The sequence below is a fragment of the Tessaracoccus flavus genome (assembly GCF_001997295.1).
Taxonomy (GTDB): Bacteria; Actinomycetota; Actinomycetes; order Propionibacteriales; family Propionibacteriaceae; genus Arachnia; species Arachnia flava.
The window spans coordinates 3,027,148-3,051,484 of sequence record NZ_CP019605.1 but is presented as its reverse complement, the minus strand read 5'-3'; the positions used below and the strand labels follow the sequence as shown (position 1 = coordinate 3,051,484).

Here is a 24,337-nt window from a genome sequence, read left to right as displayed (position 1 = left end):
AACGGAATTCGGGCACTGCGGTTCTCCTGATTGACGGGCAAACGCCAGTCTTCCAGAGGCGATGTCGGCCCCCGAGCGGGGGTGGGGCTTAGCCGTCGCGGTCTAGCGGACGGCCGCCTTGGGCGGGTCGGCCACCCAGATCTCGGTGTCGAGAACGCCCGGCAGGTGATCGTTGCCGACGGCGACGAAGCGGCCTTCGGGGTTGGCCTCGTAGTCGCGCAGCGCGGCGAACGCCCACTTGCCGAGCAGGATGATCGCGACGAGGTTGATGATCGCCATGAAGAACATCGACGTGTCGGCCAGCACCCAGACCGAGGAGAGCTTGGCGATGCCGCCGACGAAGGTGGCGATGACGACGACGATCTTCAGCGTCAGGTCCGACCCGGGGCGGTCCTTGGTCAGGTAGTCGAGGTTGACCTCGGCGTAGGCGTAGTTGCCGATGAGCGTGGAGAAGGCGAACACCGAGATGAGCACCACCATGACCGGCGCCATCCAGTCGCCGAGCGCCGCCGCCACTCCGGACTGCGTCAGGGTCGCCCCCTCGAGGTCCTGGCCGGGGGTGTAGACCCCGGAGGACAGCACGATGAAGGCGGTGGCGGAGCAGACGATCATGGTGTCGACGAAGACGCCGAAGGACTGGATGAGGCCCTGGCGCGCGGGGTGGATCGTCGTCGCCGTCGACGCGGCGTTGGGCGCCGATCCCATGCCGGCCTCGTTGGAGTAGAGGCCGCGCTTGACGCCGTTCATGATGGCCGCAGTGATGCCGCCAGCCGTGCCGGCGAACGCCTCGTTGAGGCCGAACGCGGACTGGATGATCTCGCTGAACACGAAGCCGATCTGGTCGAGGTTGAGCGCGATGACCACGAGCGCGATGAGCACGTAGATGAGCGCCATGGCCGGCGCCAGCACCTCGGAGACCTTCGCCACGGAGCGGATGCCGCCGATGATCGCGGCCCCTGTCAGCGCCGCGATGATGAGGGCGGTGATCCAGGTGTCGACCCCGAAGGTGCTCTGGACGGTGGTGGCGATCGTGTTGGCCTGCACCATCTGGAAGGCGATCCCGTAGGTGAACAGCAGCACGACGGCGAAGACCGCGCCCCACTTCCAGGACTTCAGCCCGCGCCAGATGTAGAAGGCGGGACCGCCGCGGAAGGTGCCGTCGCCCCACGGCATCTTGAAGATCTGGGCCAGCGTCGCCTCGATGAACGCGGTGGCCATGCCGAGCAGCGCGACGACCCACATCCAGAACACCGCACCCGGCCCGCCCAGCGTGATGGCGATGGCGACGCCGGCGATGTTTCCGGTGCCGACCCGTGAGGCGAGCCCGATGGCGAAGGCTTGGAAGGACGAGATCCCGCCGTCCTTGTCGGCCGAGTGTCGCGACCCTCCGAGCACCGAGAACATGCGTCCGATGAGGCGGAACTGCATGCCCCGCGTCGCGACGGTGAACCACACGCCCGCCCCGAGGAGGACGGGGATGAGGATCCAGGAGTAGATCTGTCCGTTGAAGCCGTCGAGCCAGTTCGTGATCGTCTCCATGACAGCACTCCTTCCGTAGCTGGGGCCGACGCCGTCGCCGACGATCGTGAGTCTGCCACGCGGCTTACCCTCCGCGCGGGATTTCCGGCTGGCGGATGCCTGGGGCGGTGGCAGGACGGCGAGTTGAGCAAATGAGATGGGTCAACGCCATGACACGCCGGTGTAACAGCGTTTGGATTCGTCGACCCATCTCACTTGCTCAAGTTATCCACAGCCCTACGACTCAGCGTGGCCCTTGCCGAGCGGGTCGGGTCCGGGGATCGGGTCGGCGGCCTCGCCGGGCGCGAAGGCGGCGATGTCCTTGTTGACGTCGCCCGCCTCGTACGTGGCGTTTAGCCGGCGGTAGGTCTTGGTGAAGAACACCAGCGACGTCAGGATCAGGCCCCCGACGCTGACGAGCACGAAGACCAGCGCGATCCCGCGGGCATCCCCGGTGCCCAGCAGCCACTCCCACTGACGCTGCCCCCGCGGCGACTCAGCGTGCGGGATCAGCCAGAACTGCGCGACGGGTCCGATGATGAACGCACTGATGGGCGCCGCCGACACCTCGACGGCTTGGGCGAAGCCGAAGACGCGGCCCTGCTTCGCCAGCGGCACCACCTGCTGCAGGAGGGTCTGCTCGGCGCCCTCGATGAACGGGATGAGCACCATGTAGAGGAACATGCCGACCACCAGCAGGACCACGGAGTCGCGGATCGTGAATCCGCCCGCCACGATCCACATGCCCAGACACGAGAACAGGAGGCTGCGCAGCGGCAGCCGTCCCAGCCCCCGCTGGGCGATGATGGCGCCGCCGACGATGAACCCGATGCCGGAGAGCCCGAACAGGATGCCCCACACCTCGACGGACACCAGTTCGAGTCCGTACGGATCGAGCAGGCCCATGAAGACGCCGCCGAGGAAGTTGTTGAACGTGGTGAACAGGATGAGCCCGATCAGGCCCGGCACGGCGACGACGGCGGCCCAGGCGCCCTTGAAGTCCACGGCCTTGGGCGCTCCCTCGACGTGGACGATCTCGGGCTCGGGGATCCGGATGGTCAACAGGTGGACCAGGGAGAGCAGCACCACCGCGAGCGAGATCAGCAGCGTCCACAGCAGCCCCAGCTGGCCGATCGCGAGGCCCGACAGTACCCCCGTGACCATCATCATCATGCCGTTGACGGTGCCGACCAGGCCGTTGGCGTTCGCGCGGCGCTCGGAGTCCACCAGGATCGTGACGCAGGTCGACAGGGCGATGGAGCGGATGTTGGCCAGCAACCCGCCCATGAGGATCAGCCCGCAGAAGAGCCAGAACCAGGGCTGCCCCAGGTCGGTCAACCGGTCAGGCGGAGTCAGCAGGAACACGGCGGCCGCGAGCGAGAAGACGATCGACGTCGCGACCGCCGAGAACACCATCACGCGGTGCTTGTGGTGTCGGTCGATGAGCGTGCCGAACGGCACCCCGAGGACGGCCATGCCGAGCATGTAGGCCCCGCCGAGGAACGACGTCGCCAGCACCGACCGCGTCTCAAGGTAGGCCCAGAACGTGATGCCGAACCAGATAAAGGTGGTGCCGAGCATCGCCGCGGCGGTGTTGCCGAGGACGTGGTTGAACGTCTGTGCCCGAGTCAGGCTCCGAATGCCCACGGGGCAACGTACCACGCGGTTGGGGCCTCAGCCTAGAGCTCCGCCGTGCCCCGATCCGGCCCTGACAGCGTGCCTTGCCCGGCCGCCGACTACCCTTACCTCATGGCAGACGAGCACCTCACTGAGCGCCAGCGGGCGGCGAAGATCCGCCATGAACTCAGCCAGGGCAACGCCCGGGCGGAAGCGGCGCGGGCGAAGGTGCTGATCGACGAGTTCATCGCGGCCGCCAACGAGAAGGGCCTCGCCCCCCGCCCCCTCAAGGCGACGACGCTGGACGGCCATGTGGTGAAGACCGACAAGGTCGGCTGGTACCTCCGCACGAACCACTCGGTGGCCATCGACACCGACGGCAACTACTACTCCCTCGTGGTGCCGGGAGGCCTCAAGGAGCGCCTCCGCGGCGTGAAGCTCACCCCGACGCTGGCGCCGCTGGTCATCGGCCGCGGCGGCCGCGACGGGGAGACCGGCGACCTCAAGGAATTCCTCGACTGGACGCTCAACGGCACCATCCCCCAGGACTGACCCCTGAGCCCACGAACTGATCCCTGAGCTTGTCGAAGGGTAACGGCCCCAACCGTGGTCACCGCCCCCAATACATCCCCCTGAGTCCAAGAACCGCGGTCACCGCCCCCAAGACTGACCCCTGAGCCCAAGAACTGATCCCTGAACTTGTCGAAGGGTTACGGCCCCAACCGCGGTCGCATTTGGGCTATCGGAAAGGGAACAGATAGCCTAGTGTGGATCGGGGTTGGGGGACTCAAAGCATGACGGTTAACACTGGTGATCTCGGCGCCGCCATCGGCAGGCTGCCAGTCGCTTTTAGGCGGATGGCTCTCATCATCTGGGACGCCTTGGCCTGGATTTTCGGGATTTTCGCCTTCGCGCTCACCCGCTACGACCTAACGCTGACCACCGCGCAGTGGCAGATGACCTTCGTCTACACGACGCTCGCCGTCTTCGGGCAGATCATCGCGGGGTTCCTGACGCAGCACTACCTCGGCAGAAGCCGCATCGGCAGCTTCAGTGAGGCGTCGTGGACGGCGTTCATCGTCGCGGTCATCGCCGCCCCGCTCCTGCTTCTCTTCACCGCCGTCGACACCGAGATCCCCCGGGGCGTCACGCTCGCGGCACCGCCCATGGCGCTCCTCATCATGGGTGGCGCCCGGTGGCTGTTCCGCAGCCTCGTCGACGCGCGCTCCAAGAGGGACTACGACGGCGCGGTGCCGGCCCTCATCTACGGCGCCGGCAATGCGGGCCTCCAAGTGGTCCAGCTCATGCACATGTCTGAGGAGCCGCCCTACCGCATCGTCGGCCTCATCGACGACGACAGGAGCAAGAAGCATCTCCGCCTCCGGGGAATCCGGGTGATGGGCCGAGGCAAGGATCTCGCCAAGGTGGCGCAGAACACCGAGGCCCAGGTGGTCATCCTGGCCGTGACCTCCGCCAGCCCCAGGCTGATCCAGGAGATCGACAAGACCTGCCGCGACAACGGTCTCGAGCTCCTCATCGTCCCGCCGGTGCGAGAGATGGTGGGCGGCCAGGTGACGATCGGTTCAATCCGCCAGCTCAACGTCGCCGACCTCCTGGGCCGACGTCCCATCTCCACCGATCTGCACTCCATCGCGGGATACATCACGGGCAAGCGGGTCCTCGTCACCGGCGCGGGCGGCTCGATCGGTGCCGAGCTCGCCAACCAGGTGTACATGCTCGGCCCCAAGCAACTCCTGCTGTTGGACCGCGACGAGTCCGCCCTGCACGGCGTCCAACTCGACATCTACGGTCACGGCCTCCTCAACAGCGAGGAGACCATCCTGTGCGACATCCGCGACGAGGAAGCGCTCCGCGAGGTCTTCCACAAGCACCAGCCCGAGGTGGTCTTCCACGCCGCGGCGCTGAAGCACCTGCCGATGCTCGAGCGTTTCCCCGTCGAGGGATGGAAGACGAACGTCCTTGGCACCCGCAACGTCCTGCGCATGGCGCAGGAGACCGGAGTCGAGCGCTTCGTCAACATCTCCACAGACAAGGCCGCCGCCGCCACCAGCGTCCTCGGCCGCACGAAGCGGCTCGCGGAGCGCCTCACCGCCTGGTACGCGGAGTTCTACGGCCTGCCCTACCTGTCGGTGCGCTTCGGCAACGTGCTGGGCTCCCGGGGCTCGGTGCTCATCACCTTCCGCTCGCAGATCGAAAAGGGCGGCCCCGTCACCGTCACGCACCCGGACGTCACGCGCTACTTCATGACTATCCCCGAGGCCTGCGAGCTGGTCCTCCAGGCGGGGGCCATCGGCGAGCCCGGTGACGTGCTCGTGCTCGACATGGGCGAACCCGTGAGGATCCTCGACGTTGCGGAGCGCATGATCGCCGAGTCCGGCAAAGACATCGAGGTCCAGTTCACGGGTCTCCGCGATGGCGAGAAGATGCACGAGGTGCTGTTCAGCACCGCCGAGATCGGCTCCGACAGCCGCCATCCCCTGATCAGCGCGGTCCACGTGCCGAGCCTCAGCCCAGAGATGGTGCCCGACGATGTGCTCTCCAGCGACGACGTGCTGGAGATCCTCGACAGCGAGCAGTCGATCCGCCCAGAGGTGCGGACGTAAGGCCTTCAGCCGCAGCTCGCGAGCTTCGCGTCCTCCAGCTGCCGCAGGAACGCGGCGACGTCGTCGGTGATCACTCCCGGTTCGATGCCGGCGAGCTCGGCCACCTGGGCCACGACGTCGGTCTCAGCCAGCGGTCCCTCGCTGAGCGTCTGCCAGATGAGCGCCGCTGGGCCTTCGAGGACGAGGGGCTGCTTCTCGGGTGTGGCCAGGGCCATGGCGACGAAGCGGTCGCCGCTGCCCGTCCACGCGACGTCCCCTCGGACCTGCCACCGCGGCTCACGTTCGCTCATGCCCGTCATGGTAGTGCGGCCGACGTTGCAGCCGCCGCTCACTCTCTGCACCCGTCGACGGTGTAGATTGGCGGCGTCCTCCACGCCCCGCGAAAGGGAAGAACGATCAGCCCGCCCACGCGCAGCGACCAGCCCCTCTCGAGCATTGCGATGCACGAATCGTTGGCGTTGCTCCGGGCCCTCGCAATCAACGTCGCGCGCCGCCACGGCCACCGCGTGCTGGTGATCAAGGGTGAATCCCTCTCCCACCATGGGCTCCGGGAGCGCAGCACCCACGCCGACGTCGACGTCCTCGTGGCACCCGCCGACGTCGACGCCTACCTTGAGGCCATGGCCGCCATCGGGTGGCGATCCCGAATGGGCAGGTACAACGACTACCCGGTGCGCAACCACTCGGTCACGCTCATCCACGACACGTGGCCGGTCGACCTCGACGTCCACCGCGTCTACCCCGGCTTCCTCCGGAGCGCCGACGAGGTGTTCGACGTCCTGTGGAGCCGGCGACAGGAGATCACCTCGGCGCACCAGGGCGTCGACATCCCCGACTTCTCCTCCAGCGCGCTCATCCTCGCCCTGCACTCGGCGCGCAGCCGGGCCGACAACTCCCGCCACGCCGCCGAGCTGGCCCATCTCATCCACCTGTCCGCCGGGTGGTCCGAGCAGCAGCGCGCCGACGTCGCCGAGGTCGCTCGCGCCACCGGCTGCAGCCAAGCGCTCGACGAGGTGCTGCCGCTGATGGGCGTCCCCGTCAGCACCGACGACGGTGCCTCTCCCGCCGACATCGTCCGCTGGCGGCACGTGATCCACGGCGAGGTGTCGTCCCTGGAGGCGTGGCGAGCGAACCTGCGCGAGCAACCGGTCCACCGCTGGCCGGGCCTGGTCTGGCACGCGGTCTGGCCCAGCGAGGAGTTCCTCCGCGCCACGTCGCGCATCCCGCCGAACGCGACGGACATCGACGGCATCCGCCTCAAGCGCCTCACCGACGGCGCCGCCCGCATCGGCCGCGCGCTGAAGGTCAAACTGGGGTGGGGGACGGCCACCACACCGGTCTCGGCGGCCACGCAATCCGCCCAGCCCCGGCCGGGCGAGCCCCCGCTGGTGTCGGTCGTCATCCCCGTGTACAACACGGCCGCCTACCTGGAGGACTGCCTGACCTCGGTGCTCGCGCAGACGTACACCAACCTTGAAATCGTCTGCGTCGACGACGGCTCCACCGACGACTCCCTCGCCATGCTGCAGCGGATCGCCGACGGCGACCCCCGGGTGAGAGTCATCCGCCGCAAGCACGAGGGCGTGGGCGCCACCCGCAACACCGGCATCCGGGTGGCGAGCGGCGAGCTGCTCACCTTCGTCGACTCCGACGACGTGGTCTCCCCCACCCTCGTCGAAACCCTCGTCTCGGCCTTGGGCCACACAGACGCGGTCATGTCAGGCTGGCCCCGCGAGGGACGCATCGTCGACAGCGCAACTGCGATAGCCGAGGGCATACGCTTGGGAACCCTCAACATGCACGGCAAGCTACTGCGCACCGAAGTACTCCGAGACCATACGGTGCTCTTCGAGGAGGACCTGTCCCTGCGCGAGGACATCATCTTCAACGCGGGGTACCTTCTGCAGGCTCGCCGGATCACGCTCCTGCCAGAACAGCTGTACAAGCACCGGCCTCGTCCGGGATCGCTGACCTCTGCATATAGGCCGCACAAGTACGAGGAACTCACGTCGGCGAATTCGCGATTGGCTGGTCTCACTGGCCACCTGCACACGCCCGAGTTCGCGTCGTTGATCAACTATCTGCAGATCCGCAGCCTGATCTCGGCGGGCCTGAACCTGCACCACCCTGATTCCCAGGTGCCCTCGGCCTCCGCGGCGCGGCTGCTGCGCACGTGGCAGAGGGACGCGGGCGACCTACCGGTTCGTCACGGCGATCCGAAGATGCGCGTGGTGGGCCTGCTCTACAACGCGTTGGGCCTCAACGGCACGGTCGGCCTGATCCATTGGCTCAAGGGGCTTCGCGCCAAGCTACCGGGCTGACTCCTGCGCGAGCGGCAGGATCTCGGTGAGGTACTGGTCGATCTGCTGCGCCGCTTTCTTCGCTGCACCGCGACCGCGTCGATAGGGGTCTGCAATGTCCCACACCATGCTGTTGCGCTGCCCCGACTTCGCGAACTGACCGAGGCCGCGCACCCGGTCGGTAGCCCACGGCCACTTCTCGAGGATGGCCATGTGATGGGAGAACTCCATGGTCAGGACGAGGCTGGCGTCCCTGAGGATGTCCTCGGTCAGGATGCGGCTCGCATGGTCCGACGCGTCAACGCCCCTTACCTCCAGCAGAGCGGCCATCTGCGGGTCCATCGGCCGGCCGTCGAAGCCGGGGATCCCGGCGCTGGCCACCTCGACCGCGGATGTGTCCCCCAGGAGCTGAGCCATCCGACGCTCGGCGTAGGGCGAGCGCGAGATGTTGGCCGTGCACACAAAGACCCATCGCATGCCCACGACTGTATAGGTATCCCCGCGCGGGAGCCGTCCGGGAACGCGGCCTGGGTTACCAGCCGCCGCGTAGTCTGAAGCAGGGGGAGGCTGATGAAGGTGCACCTGTCATTCATCGATCGTGCTGGCATCGTGCTGCTCGGTCTCTGGGGGACGTGGGTGGTTGCCTCGGCGATCTCCCACGAGTCGGCCTTCGCCGACGCCCTCCCCTACCTCACCGCACCGACCTTCGGAGCTCTGGGAGTGGCCGCGGGCCGTTTGCTGCAGACCCGAGGCATCCCGCGATGGTTCGCCGCGTCCCTGCTGGCGCTCTCCGTCTACGTGCTGGCCGGCGTGACGGTGTTGGGAAGGGCGAGTAGTCCGTTGGGCTATGCGAACGCCAACGCCGCGCTGGCCGTCCAACTCTCCGCCGTGGCCGCCATCACGGCGCTGAGCGTCCGGGGGCAGGCGCGGTCCTGGGCCATCTGGGCTGCTGCGCTGTTCGCCGTCGCCGTCCCGTGGACGCTCAGCCGGGCTGGCCTCGTCCTGTTGATTGCCTACCTGGTGGCCGTCGCCGTCGCGACGATCGGGCCAGCCAAGCGCCGACCGTGGGTGATCCCAGCGTCGGCCCTGATGGTGGTGGCTGCCGGAGCCACCGTCATGCACGCCGCGCGGATGTCCGAGTGGCCGCCGGCCTACACGCAAGCCTTCAGCAGCGCGCGACGGCAGCTCTGGTCGGAGGCCCTGGGGCTGTGGGCGAAGCACCCCGTCACCGGCGGAGGTCCGGGCTCTTTCAGGGCGATCGGCGGATTGACTCTGGATTCGGACACCGAACGGGTACACATGTCGGTGCTCCAGGTGGGGTCAGAGCTTGGCATCATCGGGGTGATCCTCTTCGCGACGTTCGTGCTCCTCGCCTTCGTTCAACTCGTACCTGCCGAGCCACGCTCACGGCTACTGGGCGCGGCCGCCGTCGCCGCGCTGTTCATCCATACGTTCGTCGACCACCTGCTTGAGTTCCCCGCCATCCCGCTGGCGATGGGCATGGTGGTGGGGCTGGCCAGCCATTCCCGGTCTGGGGTGAACCGCGCCTGAGAGGAGTCGAAGCACCGCAGGAGACAGACCAGTGGCTGACCACTACGGATGACGTAACGCCGTCAGAGTCATCGGCGCCTGGCTCCCGTGACCGGCAGGCAACGACCAGGCGAGACGAATTAGCAGTTCTGCGAACCAACTACGACGAATTAGCCGAGCCGGTGAAAGTGATCGGTGCTAGTTCGGCAGCCCGAACTCGCCACGGATGCTGGATGTCAACCGCAACAGCCGGACGTTTCGGGCCCACTGCTTGGGTCTCCGCAACATCCGGCCGGGCGACAGATAAGCAGTGAGAATCGCCTTCGGCGGGCTCGTTGAGTCTGAATAACCAATTCGATATACTGCCCCCGGAAACGCGACGGGTCTCATCGGTGTGCCCACTGCCGCTAGGTCATTCTTCAAGAAGATGTGAGACCCCAAGGCCCTATCCACGAACGTCTCATCTACATCATCCAACGTGTCTGGTATGCGCAACAGATCAGCTCGCACAATCAGGCTAGTGCCGCACATGCGGTCAAAATTCGACGGGTGCTTCAGGACTAGCCTGCCACCGTCGAAGAGGAATCCGCTGTCCACAAACCAGCCCACAGAGTCTGGGTCGGCCGCCGGGAGCTCTGCAAGCCTCGACGATACGAAGTCGTCGTAATCCACCACCATCACGTGCCCACGGGGCTGTTCCGCTACCAGTCCTGCGATAATTCGTGCTCCTTTGTCCCGTCGTACCGCGGCATATCGAGCGGGCCCCTCCCCCTCCGGCAAAGGGACATAGGGGCGATCCACCTCAACGAGCCGCGCCCCAGGGGGAAGAGCAGGTAGCTGCGTGCCACGTGTCGCGGATACCACAACACGCCCCTGAGCTCGGCTCAGGGAATCGAAAGTAGCGGCCATTAACTCCATCATGCGGGACCAGTTCCTGACCCCCCTCGGGTCTCGGACTGGAACCACGAACGTCAGTGAGCCATCCCCCATGCGGCAACCCTAGCGCGGCGCCGGCTCGGACAACCGTGAAGCGCCCGAGACTCCAAGACCCTTCTGAGTTCCATCGAGAAACCCATTACCCTACAAGTCGACGGGCGTCATTTCGTGAGAGTTCAGGCGCTCAAAAAGTGGCAGGTGATCAGTCTCGCCACGATCGGGCACGCTGGATCAGGGTCGCCGAAACTACGCCCGCAAGATAATCGCCAGCACTGACAATTTTCTTGCCAGGCGGTTCCTGCCGAGTAGAGCCTTGGGTGGACGTCCGGATAGTGTGTTCCCTGATGGCAGCTCATCAGAGTGCCAGCGATGCACATGGGGGAAACATGCAGCGCGTTGAGGACGTGAAGATCGCCGTGATCGGCTTGGGGTACGTCGGGTTACCGCTGGCCGTCGAGTTCGGGAAGCAACTCCCCGTCGTGGGCTTCGACATCAACCACCGCAGGATCGACGAACTCAAGGACGGCACAGACCGCACCCTGGAGGTCACCGCCGAGGAATTCGCGTCCGTCCAGTCCCTGTCTTTCACCGCTGACGCCGCGGACATTGCCGACTGCACGGTCTTCATCGTCACGACCCCCACGCCGATCGACGAGCACAAGCGTCCCGATCTGACTCCGCTGCTCTCTGCCACCCGCACCGTCGCGGCTGTCCTGAAGCCAGGCGACGTCGTCATCTACGAATCCACCGTCTACCCCGGTGCAACCGAAGAGGATTGCGTGCCGATCCTCGAGGAGATCTCCGGACTGACGTTCAACGAGGACTTCTTCGCCGGCTACAGCCCTGAGCGCATCAACCCGGGCGACAAGGAGCACCGCGTCTCCACGATCGTCAAGGTCACCTCGGGCTCCACCCCCGAGGCCGCGGATTTCGTCGATGAGCTCTACCGTCGCATCATCACGGCGGGCACCCACAAAGCCCCGACCATCAAGGTGGCCGAGGCCGCCAAGGTCATCGAGAACACGCAGCGCGACGTCAACATCGCGCTCATGAACGAGCTGGCCATCCTGTTCGGGAAGCTCGGCATCGACACGCATGACGTCCTGGCGGCCGCTGGCACGAAGTGGAACTTCCTGCGCTTCACCCCGGGCCTCGTCGGCGGCCACTGCATCGGCGTCGATCCGTACTACCTCACCCACAAGGCCCAGCAGGTGGGCCACCACCCCGAGATCATCCTGGCCGGCCGCCGCATCAACGACTCGATGGGTCCCTGGGTGGCCTCGCAGATGGTCAAGCTCATGTCCAAGGCGGGCGTGCCAATCAACGGCTCCAGGGTCTTGATCCTGGGACTGACCTTCAAGGAGAACACCCCCGACCTACGCAACACCCGCGTCGTGGACATCATCTCCGAACTGGAGGGTTACGGCATCAACGTGGATGTCAACGACCCCTGGGCGGACCCGGCCGAAGCCGAACTTTACTACGGCCTGCAGCTTAAGGACCAGTGGGATGCAACCGACTACGTTGGCATAATCTTGGCGGTGCCACACCGTGCCTACGTTGAACAGCTGACTGCACTAACGGAACCACTGGTGGGGGCCCGTCGAGTGTTCGTGGACCTTAGGGGTGCCCTACCTCTGGGACACTCAACCTGGCGTCTCTGAGTGGAGAAGGCCTTGCAGCGTCGTCCTATCGTGAGGAATCCAGTCTGATGCAGTCCCCGCCCAAACGCATCCTTCTCCGGGCAGCGAAGGCGCCAACCGACCGACTCGATGCCGAAGACGTCTACCGACGGAATCTGATCAGCAATAACAACGGGAACTTGCTGTTCACGACCGCGGCCTACAAGCTGCTTTCCACAACAGACACGACGATTCACTGTAATGGTTTCGACTTCGATCCGGCCGGCGCTCCGCGCGTCAACGAGGAATATGACGCGGTCGTTCTTCCCTTGGCGAATGCATTTCGACCCGGCTTCCGGGATCGGCTCCGGCAGCTGACTGGATTCGTATCGGCACTCAAGATCCCGGTGATCATGCTTTCAGGTGGCGCTCAGAGTGGACCAGATGGAGGCTTCGCGAACCTAACACCCATGAGGGATGACATTGCCGCCTTCTGTCGTGCCGTGCTCGATCGCAGTGCACGCCTCGGCGTTCGGGGGAACGGACAGAAGCCTATCTACACACCCTCGGGTTCAAGGACACTGCTGTCATCGGGTGTCCTTCGATGGCAATGTTTGGTCCATCGCACTCCGTCCCCAACCCCGTGATCAGCGAGGACACCCTCGTTGCCTACAACGTCGAGACCTCTGTCGACAGGATGGGCGCTGCAGTCGCTGACGCCGAACTAAACTACCGAGCCGTCTACTTTCCCCAAGACCTGCAGACTCTCGGATTGATGCTCTGGGGCTCCAAGAGAAGTCCGATGCGTCGAGATCGTCGACTGCCCATCTGGGCTGGCCATCCTCAGTTTCGCTCGGGGACCGCGGAGTTCATGTTGGATGCCGATTCCTGGATAGGCCGGCTACGCAGTTTCGATTTCTCCTTCGGGACCAGGATCCATGGCAACATCGCTGCACTTCTGGCCGGGGTTCCCTCGCTCACGATTCCTCACGACTCCCGAACCGCGGAACTCGCCGAGTACCATCAACTCGCCAGGTACGCGCCCGCCCGAGAGGAGTTCATGACTGTCGCCCAACTCGTTGAATGGTTCAGCGCGGATGCTATGAATCGGGCTACTCGCTCCAACTTCGAGCGGCTACGGTCGTTCCTCCACGAAAACGGACTCGAGTCCATCTTCGATCCAGGTCAGGAACAAGCACTGCGGCTCTACGAGAGCACGATCCAGCAAAATCTGCCGCAAGAGCCGGTTCGTTGCCGGTGGGTCGGACTTGACTCCCAGGATCGACGAGCTCTCTGGCGCCAGCGGCCACGGCACCTGGAGCCTGCCCTTCGACGCGGGGTCACCAACCGTGCCGCCAGAGCAATTCGCCGTCATCATTACGAGCGCCTCCGCGCCAGCTCTACCCTGGGCAACGCCGCGGCGGGCGCAGGGCAGGATCCGCCAAGTGCTAAGTCTAGGGACCGAGGATAAGGCGGATGAGGCAACCTAAACAGGCACGGCCAGTCGCCAGGGGCAAGGCTCCCCTGAGAGCATTGGTGGCGCGGTACCGCGGTTCCGTGGCGCTTCTTGCTGGAACCTCCTTCGTCGGTGCCCTCCTTGAGGCTCTCTTCCTGGTCATCATTACGGGAATCGCGATGGCGCTAACCTCGATCGTTCATGGCGGAGTGAGCGACGCGTGCTGCAGATAGGCCGGAGTGCCTTCTGACTACGGGATACTTGGACATGCGACTGTTCAAAACCCCTGAAGCGGAAGGCACTCCGTAGGTGAAGCGTACTTCGTGGTCCACCGGTATGTCCGTGACCGGCGATGGCGGCGCGGTGATCGCCCACGCCGGCAGCATCGGACTCAGGATGCTGGCCGAGAACACCGGCCTGACCGGAGCCCTATCGACGGCGATGGCCCGGCGTTCGTTCATCCCCTCGGTGCATGACCGCGGCCAGGTACTGACCGATGTCGCGGTGATGCTCGCCGACGGCGGGGAGGCGATCTCCGACATCGACGTGCTGCGCCACCAGGGGCAGGTGCTGGGGCCGGTCGCGTCTGCTCCGACGGTGTGGCGTGCGTTGGACGAGGTCACCGACGCCAGGCGCAGGAAGATCCAGGCGGCCCGGGCCCGCGTCCGTCGCCACGTCTGGGCCCAACTGACAGCCGCTGGCGGTGTCCCGGCCTCGAAGGTCGCCGGGACCGATCTCGGAGAGACGATCGTGTTGGATGTCGATGCCACGATCGTGGTGACGCATTCGGAGAAGGAGTTGGCGTCGCCGACGTTTAAGAGGACGTTCGGGTATCACCCGATCGGTGTGTGGTGCGACAACACGGGCGAGTTCCTCGCCGCCGCGCTGCGGACAGGCCGGGCCGGGTCGAACACGGCCGTCGATCACATTCAGGTCCTGGGCGAGGCGATCACCCAGATCCCGATGCCGTATCGACGCAACCTGTTGATCCGCTGCGACGGTGCCGGCGCCTCTCACCAGTTGCTGGACTGGCTCCATGCGCAAGGCCAAGTCAGAGGCAGGACGCTGCACTACAGCGTGGGGTTCACGATCGGCGAGAAGGTGCGTGCCGCGATCACCGAACTTCCCGCAGGCTTGTGGTCCCCCGCGCTCACCGCTGAGGGTGAGGTCCGAGAAGGCGGGGACGTCGCCGAACTGACCGGACTGCTGGACCTGACCAGTTGGCCGGCCGGGATGAGGGTGATCCTGCGCCGCGAACGCCCCCATCCCGGGGCTCAACTGTCGCTGTTCGAAGTCCACGACGGGTGGCGGTATCAAGCGTTTGCCACCAACACCACGAGCGGCACTCTGCAGTTCCTGGAGGCCCGGCATCGGGCGCATGCCCGGGTCGAGGACCGGATCCGTCACGCCAAGGATTCTGGGCTGGGACGTTTCCCGTCTCGCGAGTTCGCCATCAACCAGACCTGGCTTGCACTGACGATGATCGCCGCCGATCTGGTGGCCTGGCTCAAGATGCTCGCCCTCGACGGCGACCTCGCCAAAGCCGAACCAAAGGCACTCAGGTATCGGCTGCTGCACGTCCCGGCAAGACTCGTTCACGGCGCCCGACGGCGACGACTGCGTCTACCCAAGACCTGGCCCTGGGTCGAGCACCTGGTGGCCGCGTTCGCCCGGATCGCCGCGATCCCACCACCGCACTGACCCCAGCCCGTCCGCACCAAGCCGAGGAAACCTGGAGAACCGCCCACCGGCAGCGTCAGCCGGCCAACAGTCACGCCCTCACCCGGCCCAGTGTTCAGATCGGGCGCCGACAGCCCAGCTGGCAGCTCTCAAGCCGCCTCATGAAAGAGGGAGGCTAATCGGGGGTCAGGAGCGGGTTGGACCGTTCTTGGGCCAGACCATTAGAACCACAACCGCGCTCTGGGTTGGAGGCGGGCTCTTGGTCGCACGTTTGGTTTTGAGCCTGTGGGCGGTGTTCATCTCCACCCGGCTGACCGCGACGGTCACATCCGATCAGCGGCAACGGCTCGCCCACGCCTACCTCAACTCGAGCTGGGCGGTTCAGTCGGCGGAGCCTGCCGGAAGGCTCCAAGAGCTTCTAACCAGCTTCGTGACGCGCGTGAGCAATGCCGTCGGGACCCTGACGCAGGCGATCATCGCCCTCCTCAGTCTGACCGCCTTCCTGACCACCGGGCTGGCAATTGATGCGCTTGGAACGTTGGCAGTTCTGGTAGCTCTCAGCGCCGTCGGATCGGTCCTGATCCCGCTACGACGGCACTTGCGCTCCCGGTCTCGGGCTTCGGCCAAGGCCAACCTAGGCTTCGCAAAGGCCGTGGCCGAGTTGGGCTCCCTGGGTATGGAAATGCAGACCTTCGGTGTGCGTCGCAGCTTCACCACCCGCATCGATGACCTGACCCAGGCCGCCACGGAATCCCAACGGAAGGTCGGGCTTCTGAGTTCCGCCGTTCCCCCTGTCTACGTTGCACTGGCCTATGGCGCCATCTTGCTTGGCGTCGCGAGCCTCAGCCTGGTTGCCTCGGGTCAGCTGGCAGCCGTCGGGGCCATCATGCTTCTCATGCTTCGCTCCTTGTCCTACGGGCAAGCGCTGGCGTCCTATGCGGGTTCGTTGGCTGCAAATACCCCTTTTCTGGAGCAGGTCGAGGAAACGATCCAGAGGTACGAACAAGCACCAGCGGAGGGGGGAGATCAGACGCCTCCCTCAACTACACCTATCGAACTCAGCAACGTGACGTTCAAGTACGAGGACGGACGAGTTGGGCTTACGGACGCAACCCTCACGATCAATCCTGGCGAGATGGTCGGTGTCATCGGCCCATCAGGAGCTGGCAAGTCCACGCTCGCGCAACTGCTGCTCGGACTTCGGGCGCCGGATAAGGGGACCGTCACCACCGGAGGAAGGGACCTGCGGAATATAGAAAGGGAGTGGTGGACGAAACGTGTGGCCTTCGTCTCGCAGGAGGCATCCCTCATCACCGGCACGGTGGCCGAAAACCTGCGCTTCTTCAGAGCGGGCATCACCGACGAGGACCTGCACCGGGCGGCCGCACAGGCGAACGTTCTGTCCGACGTAACAGCGCTTCCCGACGGGTTCAACACCAGCCTCGGGGAACGGGGTCGAGAACTGTCTGGAGGTCAACGCCAGCGCATGTCGATTGCTCGCGCGTTAGCGGGTTCACCCGAGGTGCTTATTCTCGACGAACCCACCTCAGCGCTCGATAGTCAGAGCGAGGCACTGATCCGCCAAACACTGGGTGAACTCAAGGGCCGCGTGACGGTCATTATAATCGCTCACCGCATGTCCACCCTCGATTACTGCGATCGTATTGCGGTCGTAGAACGGGGCCGCGTCACCGGCTTCGATTCGCCAGACGCGCTCAAGACCCGCAGTTCATTCTATAGACGTGCCCTCCGTGGCGGTCTGGGAGCTGAGTGAGGTGGCCGAGCTGGGTGGCTCGCCGCGTTGGATCAAGTCGGGTGATCCGATCTGTTCCCTCATGCTACCGCCGCCGCATACCGAATGAGCCGGGAGCATGGCTCTATCACGTTGACCGCCACATTGGGCTGTGCAATCGGAACAAGGCTTCGGACATTGAGCGTCGCATGAATAAGGAGCGGCGGGCAGCAGCAGCTCTTGGTACCATCTTGGCATTGCTGGAGCTGAAGCTCACGCCAGCCGCTGTGCGGCGGCATTGGGTTCTCCGGTCCGCCTACGGGGCATTGTCGGAGGAGTTCGGATGACCGCTCAAGTTGGGATCGTGATCCCTTGCTTCAACGACCTGGCGGACCATGTCCGAGAAGCCGTAGAGTCCGCCCTCGGGCAGGACGTTCCCGTAGACGTCGTCGTGGTGGACGACGGTTCGACACGCGCCGAGACCCTCACCATGCTCGAGGATCTCCCGCCCTCGGTCAAAGTCATCCACACGCGAAACTCCGGGCCCGCCGCGGCGCGGAACAGGGGAGTAGAGATTCTCGCGACCGAATTTGTTCTGCCCCTTGACGCGGACGACCGAATCAGCCCGAACTTTGCCCGTGCGGCTTCGTCGGGCCTAGCACGCGACGAGGACGTGTTCATCGCCTACGCAGACGTGATTTTCTTCGGTGATGCCACTGGCCATGACAAGAAGGCTTCGGAGGTTCGCCTAGCGGACATACTGACCGCGAACCGGTTACCTTCTTGCTCGATGTTCCGCCGCTCGGACTGGGAACGCATCGGCGGCTACGATGAGTCGCTTAGAGTGGGACACGAAGACTACGAATTCTGGGTGAGGCTACTCGCGGAGGGTGGACGGGCCGTTAAGGCTGCTAACGCGGTCTTCTATCACCGGATTCGCGCAGGGTCTCGCCAGAGTCAACAGGGGCTTGAGGAGGCGGCCGTCCGCGCCACGCGGGCCGCGATCGCCCGAAATAACCCCGACCACCGGGAAGCTTTACTGACCGAGACCGGCGTTGCGCTCCACCTCTTGAACCGCGAGAATCGGCGCCTCAGAGCTCAACTCGCGTGGTACCACCGCCGCTATGGGTGGACGTGGCGCCTTGCCCGGCGTCTGCGCGACCAAGGACGAGGTGTCCAATGAGTTCGACGAAGACCAGATCGCTGAGAATCTACGTGCACGCCTACTGGCAGCAGAACCTCGGCGATGACCTTTTCGTCAAAGTGTTATGCGAACGCTATCCCGAAGTGCTCTTTTATGGTGCCTGCAGTCGGCGAAAGTCCCGAGCGTTTGAGGCGCTTGACAACTTCCGAAGAGTTCCGCGGTTGGCACGCGTGGACCGAATCCTGAGCCGATTGTCCCTGGGGCCTCTTTTGGGGCCTGCGCTCGAGCGCCTGTACAAGGCTCGCAGCGACGCGGTCGTCAACATCGGCGGATCGATCTTCATAGAGCGGGAAGGATGGCGGCAACGCATGCCCGCAATGCGCGCTCGCTTCGGATCCGGCAAACAGACTTACGTCGTCGGGTCAAATTTCGGACCCTATGAGGATCCTCATTTCCTGGATGAATACAAGGCTCTCTTGAGAGGAGGTGCTGACGTATGCTTCAGGGATAAAGTGTCCGCCGAACTTTTTGAGGAGTTGCCGAACTGTCGGTATGCGCCCGATGTGATTCTTTCCATGGATCCGGGCGAGACGGCTGATCACGGAACTGCTGTTATTTCGGTCATCGACCTAGAAACACGTCCAAGTCTTCGCGAACACTCGAATGCCTACACGACCAAATTGTCGGAGGTTGCACTCGCCTGCATCGCAGCAGGATTGGATGTGGTGCTGATGAGTTTCTGCCGTAGTGAGCAAGACGTGGCGGCCGCCAAACGTCTGAGCCAAGAACTCGACAAGGCCGGAGCCAGCGTCCGATCGTACACTTACGACGGGGATCTGCTCGCTGCGCTGACCCTGCTGTCGACTGCCAGCGTAATCATTGGAACGCGCTTTCACGCCGTCATTCTTGCTTGGGTCTTTGGGAAAAGGGTTCTTCCGATCTCCTACTCACCAAAGACGGAACATGTCCTTCGCGACCTTGCCTTTCCGGGTGAGTGGATCAACCTCGAGGAGATTGCTGAGCTTGACGTCGCTAACAGCGTGAGCGAACTCCTAAGAAGCGCCCCCTTCGCCGTCGGCGAACTTCGCGCGATGGCCGAGCAGCAATTTGCAGGGCTGGATGCCTTCGTGGCCCAGCCCCTCGGGTCAAGAAGCGGAGGTTGAGCGTCGCGTCGATAGGAGCCGCGTCGCCAGTTGGCGGGCTCGACCACTGGCAGCAACGCTGGCATGAGCCGCGAGACGCCCAACCGATTCCACTGCGGCGCCGACGGGGTCAAGCCTGCGATGTTCGTCTTCGGGCTTCGATAGGCCCAGCGCAACCCGGAGCAGCCTTGCCAGCATGATCGGCGAGGCGAGCACCTCATCTGCGGTGGCATTCTTAAGCCACGTCGGGAATCGCTCGTTGTAGAGGTTGATACTGCTGACCTCAGGCCGCAGGAGCTGGTCCGGCCGCGTGAAGCGGCTGAGGTAGCAGTCTGACTGGGTCCAAGGAAGGGGTGCGACCCGAGACCTGGGAAGTTGGAAGAAGGGATCATCTCCAACCGCAACGGTGAGGCTAGTGGCGCCCAGCGAAGTCCACGGAAGAAGATCTGATCCAGGCTTCAGTTCATGAAGAATTCCCTCCTGAAGCCGGATCCATCGAAGCATCGCTGGGGACCTCGAAGACGCTATCAACGGCGCGGTTGAAATTCCGATCTGGTTGCGCCGAAACGCGAGCCCTGAGGTTTCCGCCCCCTCGAAGGCCCAATTCAGGTCGCCGACGACCACCGCGTCGACGTCGAGCCACATCCCACCTTGGGCGGCTAGCAGGTGAGAACGATAGTAGTCCGACCTTTGGCCTGGTCGGCGAACCTTCGCCGCGAGACCGGGATCGAGATCGGGCGCCAATGCCTCGACGTCGCGAGGGGCTAAGAGCGTCACCGGCACTCCGGCATTTCGCTCAATCGTCCGGAGGCATAACTGGAGGTAGGGGGGAAGCGAGCCCTCGGGCTCCCACAAGCACCAGATCCGCCTGTTGACGCTCGTTGACATGAACCCCAGCCTAGTCCGAAGTTCCAAGTTGACGCATGGGTCGTAGACCGGTGGATACACGATAATCGCGCGCGGCGGAAGGCAAGGACACGCTTGTCAGCACGTTCTGAACCCGTCGAGATCAGGGTGCCTGGGTGGGGTCCAGGCTGGCAGCGGCATCCCTCGATGTGCTGAGAGGACCAAATCGACCCAGTCTGAGTGGCGAAGTGTGACCAGGACCGGAATCGATGGGAGACTCAGTGCTTGGGCAATCGCGAGGCGGTGACGTCCATCGACGAAACGGATCTCCCCAGTGCGGGCGACCGCTACCAGAACCTCGTCCCAAGGACGCCCCGAACGAAGTTCACGCTGCGACTTATACCCACGTGATCTAATCGCTTCAATCATGCGGTCGACTTCGTCAAGATATGATCCGACGGCTTCCGCACCTAGTCCGGCGAAGCGCGGGCGTCTCGCCACGACCTCGGGAAACTGCGTCTCGTGCCACTCGGCACCATGAACTCGCGCATGAACAGCAGCGAATACCCTCAGGTCATGCAGTCGCGACGGTTCCAAGTCCCAATCGCCTCCGCTGACCGTTCCCACGCTCAAACGTAGCATCCCCAGAGAGTTCGCCGATTTGGGACTGTCCGATTTTCGGTGTAAGTGGCGGTTTTCATTTTATTGGTTCTGGGTTGTGGGCATGCGGTCTGCGAAGGTGATGGCGAAGGCGTTGAGGGCGGGCTTCCAGCGCATGCCCCAGCGGGTCTGGCCGGTGCCTTTGGGGTCCAAGGATCTCACGGTCAGGTACAGGGTCTTCAGGGCGGCTTGCTCGTTGGGGAAGTGTCCCCGTGCCCTCACCGCCCGCCGGAAGCGGGCGTTGAGGCTCTCGATCGCGTTGGTGGAGCACAGTACCTTGCGGATCTCGAGGTCGTAGTCCAGGAACGGCACGAACTCGGCCCAGGCGCTTCGCCAGAGCCGGATCATGGCCGGGTAGGCCTTGCCCCACTTCTCGGCGAACTCCTCGAACGCCCGCTGCGCATCGGCTGCGGTGGCGGCTTCGTAGACGGGTTTCAGGTTGACTGCGATTTCGGGCCAGTGCCGCTTCGACGCATACGAGAAACTGTTGCGCAGGAGATGGAGCAAACAGGTCTGGACCTTCGCCTGAGGGAACACGTTGCCGATGCTGTCGGGCCGACCCTTGAGCCCGTCACAGACGATGAAGAACACATCCTGGACGCCGCGGTTCTTCAGCTCGGTCAGGCACGCGAACCAGAACTTCGCCGACTCCCCGTCGCCGTTGCCGGGCCAGATGCCCAGGATGTCCTTGTGCCCGTCCAGGTCGACCCCGATCGCGGCGTAGTACGGCTGGTTGCGGACCTGCCCGTCACGGACCTTGACCACGATCGCGTCGATGAAGATCGCCGCATAGATGCGTTCCAGCGGCCGCGCCATCCAGGTGGTCATCTCGTCGACGACCCGGTCGGTGATGCGACTGATGGTGTCCTTGCTCACGCTGGTGCCATAGACCTCGGCGAAGTGGGCGGCGATTTCCCCGGTGGTCAATCCCTTGGCGAACAGGCTCAACACCATCGCGTCCATGTCCGACAATCGCCGTTGACGTTTCTTGACCAGCTGGGGTTCGAAGGTGCCGTTGCGGTCCCGCGGGACTTGGATGTCAATGGCACCCACGGTGTCGGTGAGCACGGTCTTGGCCCGGGTCCCGTTGCGGGAGTTCCCGCTGCCGCGGCCGATCGGGTTGTGCTTGTCGTAGCCCAGGTGCTCGTTGAGCTCTTCGTCAAGGGCGGCCTCGACGATCTGCGCGGTCAACGCTTTGAGCAGACCATCGGGGCCGGTCAACGCGATCCCGGCGTCCTTGGCCTGGCGCACCATGTGCGCGATCGCTTCCCGCTGATCTGGACCCAGATCAGCCGGCTCCTGCGGCATCGATGGATGTGGTTCGGTCACGTCGTCCAGTCTGGCTGACGCCTCGATCTCCTCGAGGGAAATGACGTGGTTCTCGGTCATGATGACTTCCTCCTGCCCTCACGGGCACTGGAGCCACTTACACCGTTTGCCTGACAGACCCTAGTGCCCCGGTTCTCAACGGGAATCTCTCTTGACTTGGGCATCTGTTCGCCGCCGCGGCGTTCCACGGAGGGTGTTGTGGAAGTCAGGTCAGAGCGAAGCTGGTGTTGCAGATGCGCGCCGAGGGCCTGTCCGGGCGGGCGATCGCGGTTTCGCAGCAGATGTCACGCAAGAGCGTCACGGCGGTGCAGGATGCCGCTGATGCTGCCGGGGTGGCGTGGGACGAGGTCGCGGGGCAGAGCGAGGCCGAGGTGTATGGGCGGGGTCCCCGGGGCATGGGGAGCATGAGGGTGTGTTCACCCAACCGGATTGGGGGCAATATCCAGTGGCCCCGACGCCCTCGAATACTCACCCCGGCGCAGGTCGCCGAAGTGCCCTGCCCCGCGTTCAAGTCCGAGAAGAGCGAGCAGGTCCCGGCCGGCTTGTCGTGCGCCGCATCCCGGACGGAGGCGCCGACAAGGAGAAGCGCACCGGGCAGGACTCCTGACCGAATCGACCGCAAACTCAGAGACGTCTCAGCGACAAGCCACTGGGTGACGCAGCGGCACACTCATGCGACAGACTGCGGCATCATTCCCGTGCGGACCGCGAGACGGCGGGCCAAGAGCTTCAGCCGAACGGGCAGGAACTTCGCTTGGAACAGAAGATGGGCGAGTGTGTAGTGGTTCGAGTTGATGCACCGCCTGACGACCCGATAGAAGGGAGTGGCTCCAGGAGGTTGAAGCTTTGAATACCACTCTACGACATGGGGATTGCAGAGCACCTCAGTCGTTCGCTTGTTGGCCTCTGAATGACCGCGGCTGTGGGAGAGCGTCGAAAATATCACATCTGTGATTGCCGAGACTCGATATTGAACCGCCATTGGGCTATCGAAATCAAAGTCTTTCTCAAATAACTCACGATACCGGAGTTGGTTAGATATGACGGCGTCTAGCTCGCCTGGGTTGTAGCGCGTTTGCAGGGATTTCGGTCGCCGGATATAGCTATAGAAGGCCTCGTCAACGAAGGTCACGCTCTTCGCTGTGGCGAGGAACTCGACCACAAAGAGTCGGTCTTCGAACCTAAGCCGTCCCTCGTCGAACGTGATACCACCATTTCTGGCGTTGCTGGCGCGGAAGAGCTTATCACATGCAGAGTTGCCAACGAACAGTGAAGGGTCGATTTTGATGCCTACAAGCGGTGCGATAACGTTCGTCATCAAATAGTGCCGTCCCAGTTGTACATTCTTGGGATGGCGATTGTAGGTCACAACTTGGCGAGACCCACCGTCGTGTACGACGCGCAGATTTGAAATCACGATATCGGCGTCGGCCGCCACCGCAGTTTTGAATAGGCGCATATACATCTCTTCGTGGACGATGTCATCGCTGTCAACGAAGGCGAAATATGCCCCCCGCGCATGACGCAAGCCCAGATTCCGAGATGCGGAGACGCCCATCTGGGTCGTATTCGTGAAGATTCGGATTCTCTTGTCCACATCTGCGAACTTCTTGCAGATGATTGGGCTGGAATCCGTCGAATTATCGTCGACCAGGATGATTTCGAGTGTGTCTAGTGTTTGGGCAGTGAGGCTCTTCAATGTGTCCGACAGATACTTCTCTGCGTTATAAATCGGAACAATCACAGAGACATCCGGTCGTTCAATTGGCACCACACTCAGCTCTCTTCCTGCAGGCGTGTTGAGGTAGACAATCCCCAATTGTTCCAAAGCGTCGGACTGTAAGCTAGCAGTTGCATGAGTCCGGGTCAAATGACAGGCGACACTCACGTTATGTCCACGCGTAGTCAGGGGCCGGCGTCGCTTACCTCGATCATCCATGGCGGAGTGGGCGACGCGTGCGGTGGATGGGCCGGAGTGCCTTCTGGCTACGGGATACTTGGACTTGCGACTGTTCAAGACCCTGTAGTGGAAGGCGCTCCCTAGGTGAAGCGTACTTTGTGGTCCCCTGTCCGTCACGGTTGGGTGAGGCCAGCGGGTCATAGCAAGTCCGCTCGACAGGGCTAGCGCGGCGTGCCGTTAGTTCCTGAACGGTCGGGGTTCGGGATGATGGGCATTGAACCACCCCGGGTTTGGTGGAGGG

The 24,337-nt window shown here is 64.0% G+C and carries 18 protein-coding genes; 10 read left to right on the top strand and 8 right to left on the bottom strand.

Translation table 11 applies throughout. The features are described from left to right. Positions 1-102: 102 nt before the first annotated feature. Both RPIT_RS13965 and RPIT_RS13960 read right to left on the bottom strand, forming a co-directional pair. A complete protein-coding gene (locus RPIT_RS13965) occupies positions 103-1,539 on the bottom strand; it encodes an alanine/glycine:cation symporter family protein (RefSeq protein WP_077343997.1) in 1,437 nt (478 codons plus the stop codon). Positions 1,540-1,755: 216 nt separating this feature from the next. Continuing rightward, entirely contained in the window at positions 1,756-3,165 is a 1,410-nt protein-coding gene (locus tag RPIT_RS13960; protein ID WP_218121668.1) for an MFS transporter, read from the bottom strand. A gap of 102 nt (positions 3,166-3,267) precedes the next feature. Between RPIT_RS13960 and RPIT_RS13955 the strand changes: the two genes are divergently transcribed. Further along, positions 3,268-3,687 carry a hypothetical protein gene (locus RPIT_RS13955; protein WP_077343996.1) on the top strand — a complete coding sequence of 140 codons (420 nt, stop codon included), beginning with the start codon at positions 3,268-3,270 and terminating at the stop codon, positions 3,685-3,687. A 242-nt stretch (positions 3,688-3,929) separates the two neighbouring features. Continuing rightward, positions 3,930-5,759 carry a polysaccharide biosynthesis protein gene (locus RPIT_RS13950; protein WP_077343995.1) on the top strand — a complete coding sequence of 610 codons (1,830 nt, stop codon included), beginning with the start codon at positions 3,930-3,932 and terminating at the stop codon, positions 5,757-5,759. A 5-nt stretch (positions 5,760-5,764) separates the two neighbouring features. Here the strand turns inward: RPIT_RS13950 and RPIT_RS15275 are convergent, their stop codons facing one another. Then, entirely contained in the window at positions 5,765-6,049 is a 285-nt protein-coding gene (locus RPIT_RS15275) for a PqqD family protein (protein ID WP_077343994.1), read from the bottom strand. Positions 6,050-6,199: 150 nt separating this feature from the next. On the opposite strand from RPIT_RS15275, the gene RPIT_RS13940 reads away from it, so the two are divergent. After that, positions 6,200-8,080, top strand: coding sequence for a glycosyltransferase (locus tag RPIT_RS13940; protein WP_077343993.1), 1,881 nt, complete (start codon positions 6,200-6,202; stop codon positions 8,078-8,080). On the opposite strand, the gene RPIT_RS13935 is transcribed toward RPIT_RS13940, so the two are convergent. After that, on the bottom strand, positions 8,069-8,536 hold the full coding sequence (locus RPIT_RS13935; protein ID WP_077343992.1) for an arsenate reductase/protein-tyrosine-phosphatase family protein: 468 nt from the start codon (positions 8,534-8,536) through the stop codon (positions 8,069-8,071). The two genes, RPIT_RS13940 and RPIT_RS13935, sit on opposite strands and share 12 nt — an antisense overlap. Positions 8,537-8,629: 93 nt before the next feature. Between RPIT_RS13935 and RPIT_RS13930 the strand changes: the two genes are divergently transcribed. Beyond that, positions 8,630-9,610 carry an O-antigen ligase family protein gene (locus tag RPIT_RS13930; protein ID WP_077343991.1) on the top strand — a complete coding sequence of 327 codons (981 nt, stop codon included), beginning with the start codon at positions 8,630-8,632 and terminating at the stop codon, positions 9,608-9,610. Positions 9,611-9,787: 177 nt separating this feature from the next. Here RPIT_RS13930 and RPIT_RS13925 read toward each other — a convergent pair whose 3' ends face one another. Beyond that, on the bottom strand, positions 9,788-10,261 hold the full coding sequence (locus RPIT_RS13925; RefSeq protein ID WP_143028304.1) for a hypothetical protein: 474 nt from the start codon (positions 10,259-10,261) through the stop codon (positions 9,788-9,790). A 650-nt stretch (positions 10,262-10,911) separates the two neighbouring features. Here RPIT_RS13925 and RPIT_RS13920 point away from each other — a divergent pair. The 6 genes from RPIT_RS13920 (at position 10,912) to RPIT_RS13895 (ending at position 19,322) form a co-directional block, all read left to right on the top strand. Continuing rightward, on the top strand, positions 10,912-12,189 hold the full coding sequence (locus RPIT_RS13920; protein WP_077343989.1) for a nucleotide sugar dehydrogenase: 1,278 nt from the start codon (positions 10,912-10,914) through the stop codon (positions 12,187-12,189). A 451-nt stretch (positions 12,190-12,640) separates the two neighbouring features. Continuing rightward, complete coding sequence (locus RPIT_RS16205) at positions 12,641-13,618, top strand: polysaccharide pyruvyl transferase family protein (protein ID WP_077343988.1); 978 nt, start codon at positions 12,641-12,643, stop codon at positions 13,616-13,618. 321 nt (positions 13,619-13,939) lie between these two features. After that, positions 13,940-15,304, top strand: coding sequence for an IS1380 family transposase (locus RPIT_RS13910; protein ID WP_169835162.1), 1,365 nt, complete (start codon positions 13,940-13,942; stop codon positions 15,302-15,304). Positions 15,305-15,575: 271 nt separating this feature from the next. Beyond that, on the top strand, positions 15,576-17,057 hold the full coding sequence (locus RPIT_RS13905) for an ABC transporter ATP-binding protein (RefSeq protein ID WP_218121669.1): 1,482 nt from the start codon (positions 15,576-15,578) through the stop codon (positions 17,055-17,057). Positions 17,058-17,358: 301 nt separating this feature from the next. Then, positions 17,359-18,198 (top strand): glycosyltransferase family 2 protein, encoded by an 840-nt coding sequence (locus tag RPIT_RS13900; protein WP_077343986.1) that lies wholly within the window; start codon positions 17,359-17,361, stop codon positions 18,196-18,198. Continuing rightward, the gene (locus tag RPIT_RS13895; RefSeq protein ID WP_077343985.1) at positions 18,195-19,322 is read left to right on the top strand and encodes a polysaccharide pyruvyl transferase family protein; all 1,128 of its coding nucleotides are present in this window, start codon (positions 18,195-18,197) and stop codon (positions 19,320-19,322) included. Before RPIT_RS13900 ends, RPIT_RS13895 begins: the two co-directional genes overlap by 4 nt. Here RPIT_RS13895 and RPIT_RS15115 read toward each other — a convergent pair. From RPIT_RS15115 to RPIT_RS13885, 3 genes are all read right to left on the bottom strand, one after another. Then, the gene (locus RPIT_RS15115) at positions 19,305-19,946 is read right to left on the bottom strand and encodes a hypothetical protein (protein WP_143028305.1); all 642 of its coding nucleotides are present in this window, start codon (positions 19,944-19,946) and stop codon (positions 19,305-19,307) included. The two genes, RPIT_RS13895 and RPIT_RS15115, sit on opposite strands and share 18 nt — an antisense overlap. Positions 19,947-20,849: 903 nt before the next feature. Further along, a complete protein-coding gene (locus RPIT_RS13890; protein WP_077344348.1) occupies positions 20,850-22,115 on the bottom strand; it encodes an IS256 family transposase in 1,266 nt (421 codons plus the stop codon). A 691-nt stretch (positions 22,116-22,806) separates the two neighbouring features. Further along, positions 22,807-23,964: a glycosyltransferase family 2 protein gene (locus tag RPIT_RS13885; RefSeq protein WP_162274584.1), complete on the bottom strand. Its 1,158-nt coding sequence runs from the start codon at positions 23,962-23,964 to the stop codon at positions 22,807-22,809. Between the last annotated feature and the right edge of the window lie 373 nt (positions 23,965-24,337).

Bases quoted from the DNA above. Each gene is read 5' to 3' on its own strand.
- RPIT_RS13965 (WP_077343997.1), bottom strand. From the start codon at position 1,539: ATGGAGACGATCACGAACTGGCTCGACGGCTTCAACGGACAGATCTAC.
- RPIT_RS13955 (WP_077343996.1), top strand. From the start codon at position 3,268: ATGGCAGACGAGCACCTCACTGAGCGCCAGCGGGCGGCGAAGATCCGC.
- RPIT_RS13950 (WP_077343995.1), top strand. From the start codon at position 3,930: ATGACGGTTAACACTGGTGATCTCGGCGCCGCCATCGGCAGGCTGCCA.
- RPIT_RS15275 (WP_077343994.1), bottom strand. From the start codon at position 6,049: ATGAGCGAACGTGAGCCGCGGTGGCAGGTCCGAGGGGACGTCGCGTGG.
- RPIT_RS13940 (WP_077343993.1), top strand. From the start codon at position 6,200: ATGCACGAATCGTTGGCGTTGCTCCGGGCCCTCGCAATCAACGTCGCG.
- RPIT_RS13935 (WP_077343992.1), bottom strand. From the start codon at position 8,536: ATGCGATGGGTCTTTGTGTGCACGGCCAACATCTCGCGCTCGCCCTAC.
- RPIT_RS13930 (WP_077343991.1), top strand. From the start codon at position 8,630: ATGAAGGTGCACCTGTCATTCATCGATCGTGCTGGCATCGTGCTGCTC.
- RPIT_RS13920 (WP_077343989.1), top strand. From the start codon at position 10,912: ATGCAGCGCGTTGAGGACGTGAAGATCGCCGTGATCGGCTTGGGGTAC.
- RPIT_RS13910 (WP_169835162.1), top strand. From the start codon at position 13,940: ATGTCCGTGACCGGCGATGGCGGCGCGGTGATCGCCCACGCCGGCAGC.
- RPIT_RS13900 (WP_077343986.1), top strand. From the start codon at position 17,359: ATGACCGCTCAAGTTGGGATCGTGATCCCTTGCTTCAACGACCTGGCG.
- RPIT_RS13895 (WP_077343985.1), top strand. From the start codon at position 18,195: ATGAGTTCGACGAAGACCAGATCGCTGAGAATCTACGTGCACGCCTAC.
- RPIT_RS15115 (WP_143028305.1), bottom strand. From the start codon at position 19,946: ATGTGGCTCGACGTCGACGCGGTGGTCGTCGGCGACCTGAATTGGGCC.
- RPIT_RS13890 (WP_077344348.1), bottom strand. From the start codon at position 22,115: ATGCCGCAGGAGCCGGCTGATCTGGGTCCAGATCAGCGGGAAGCGATC.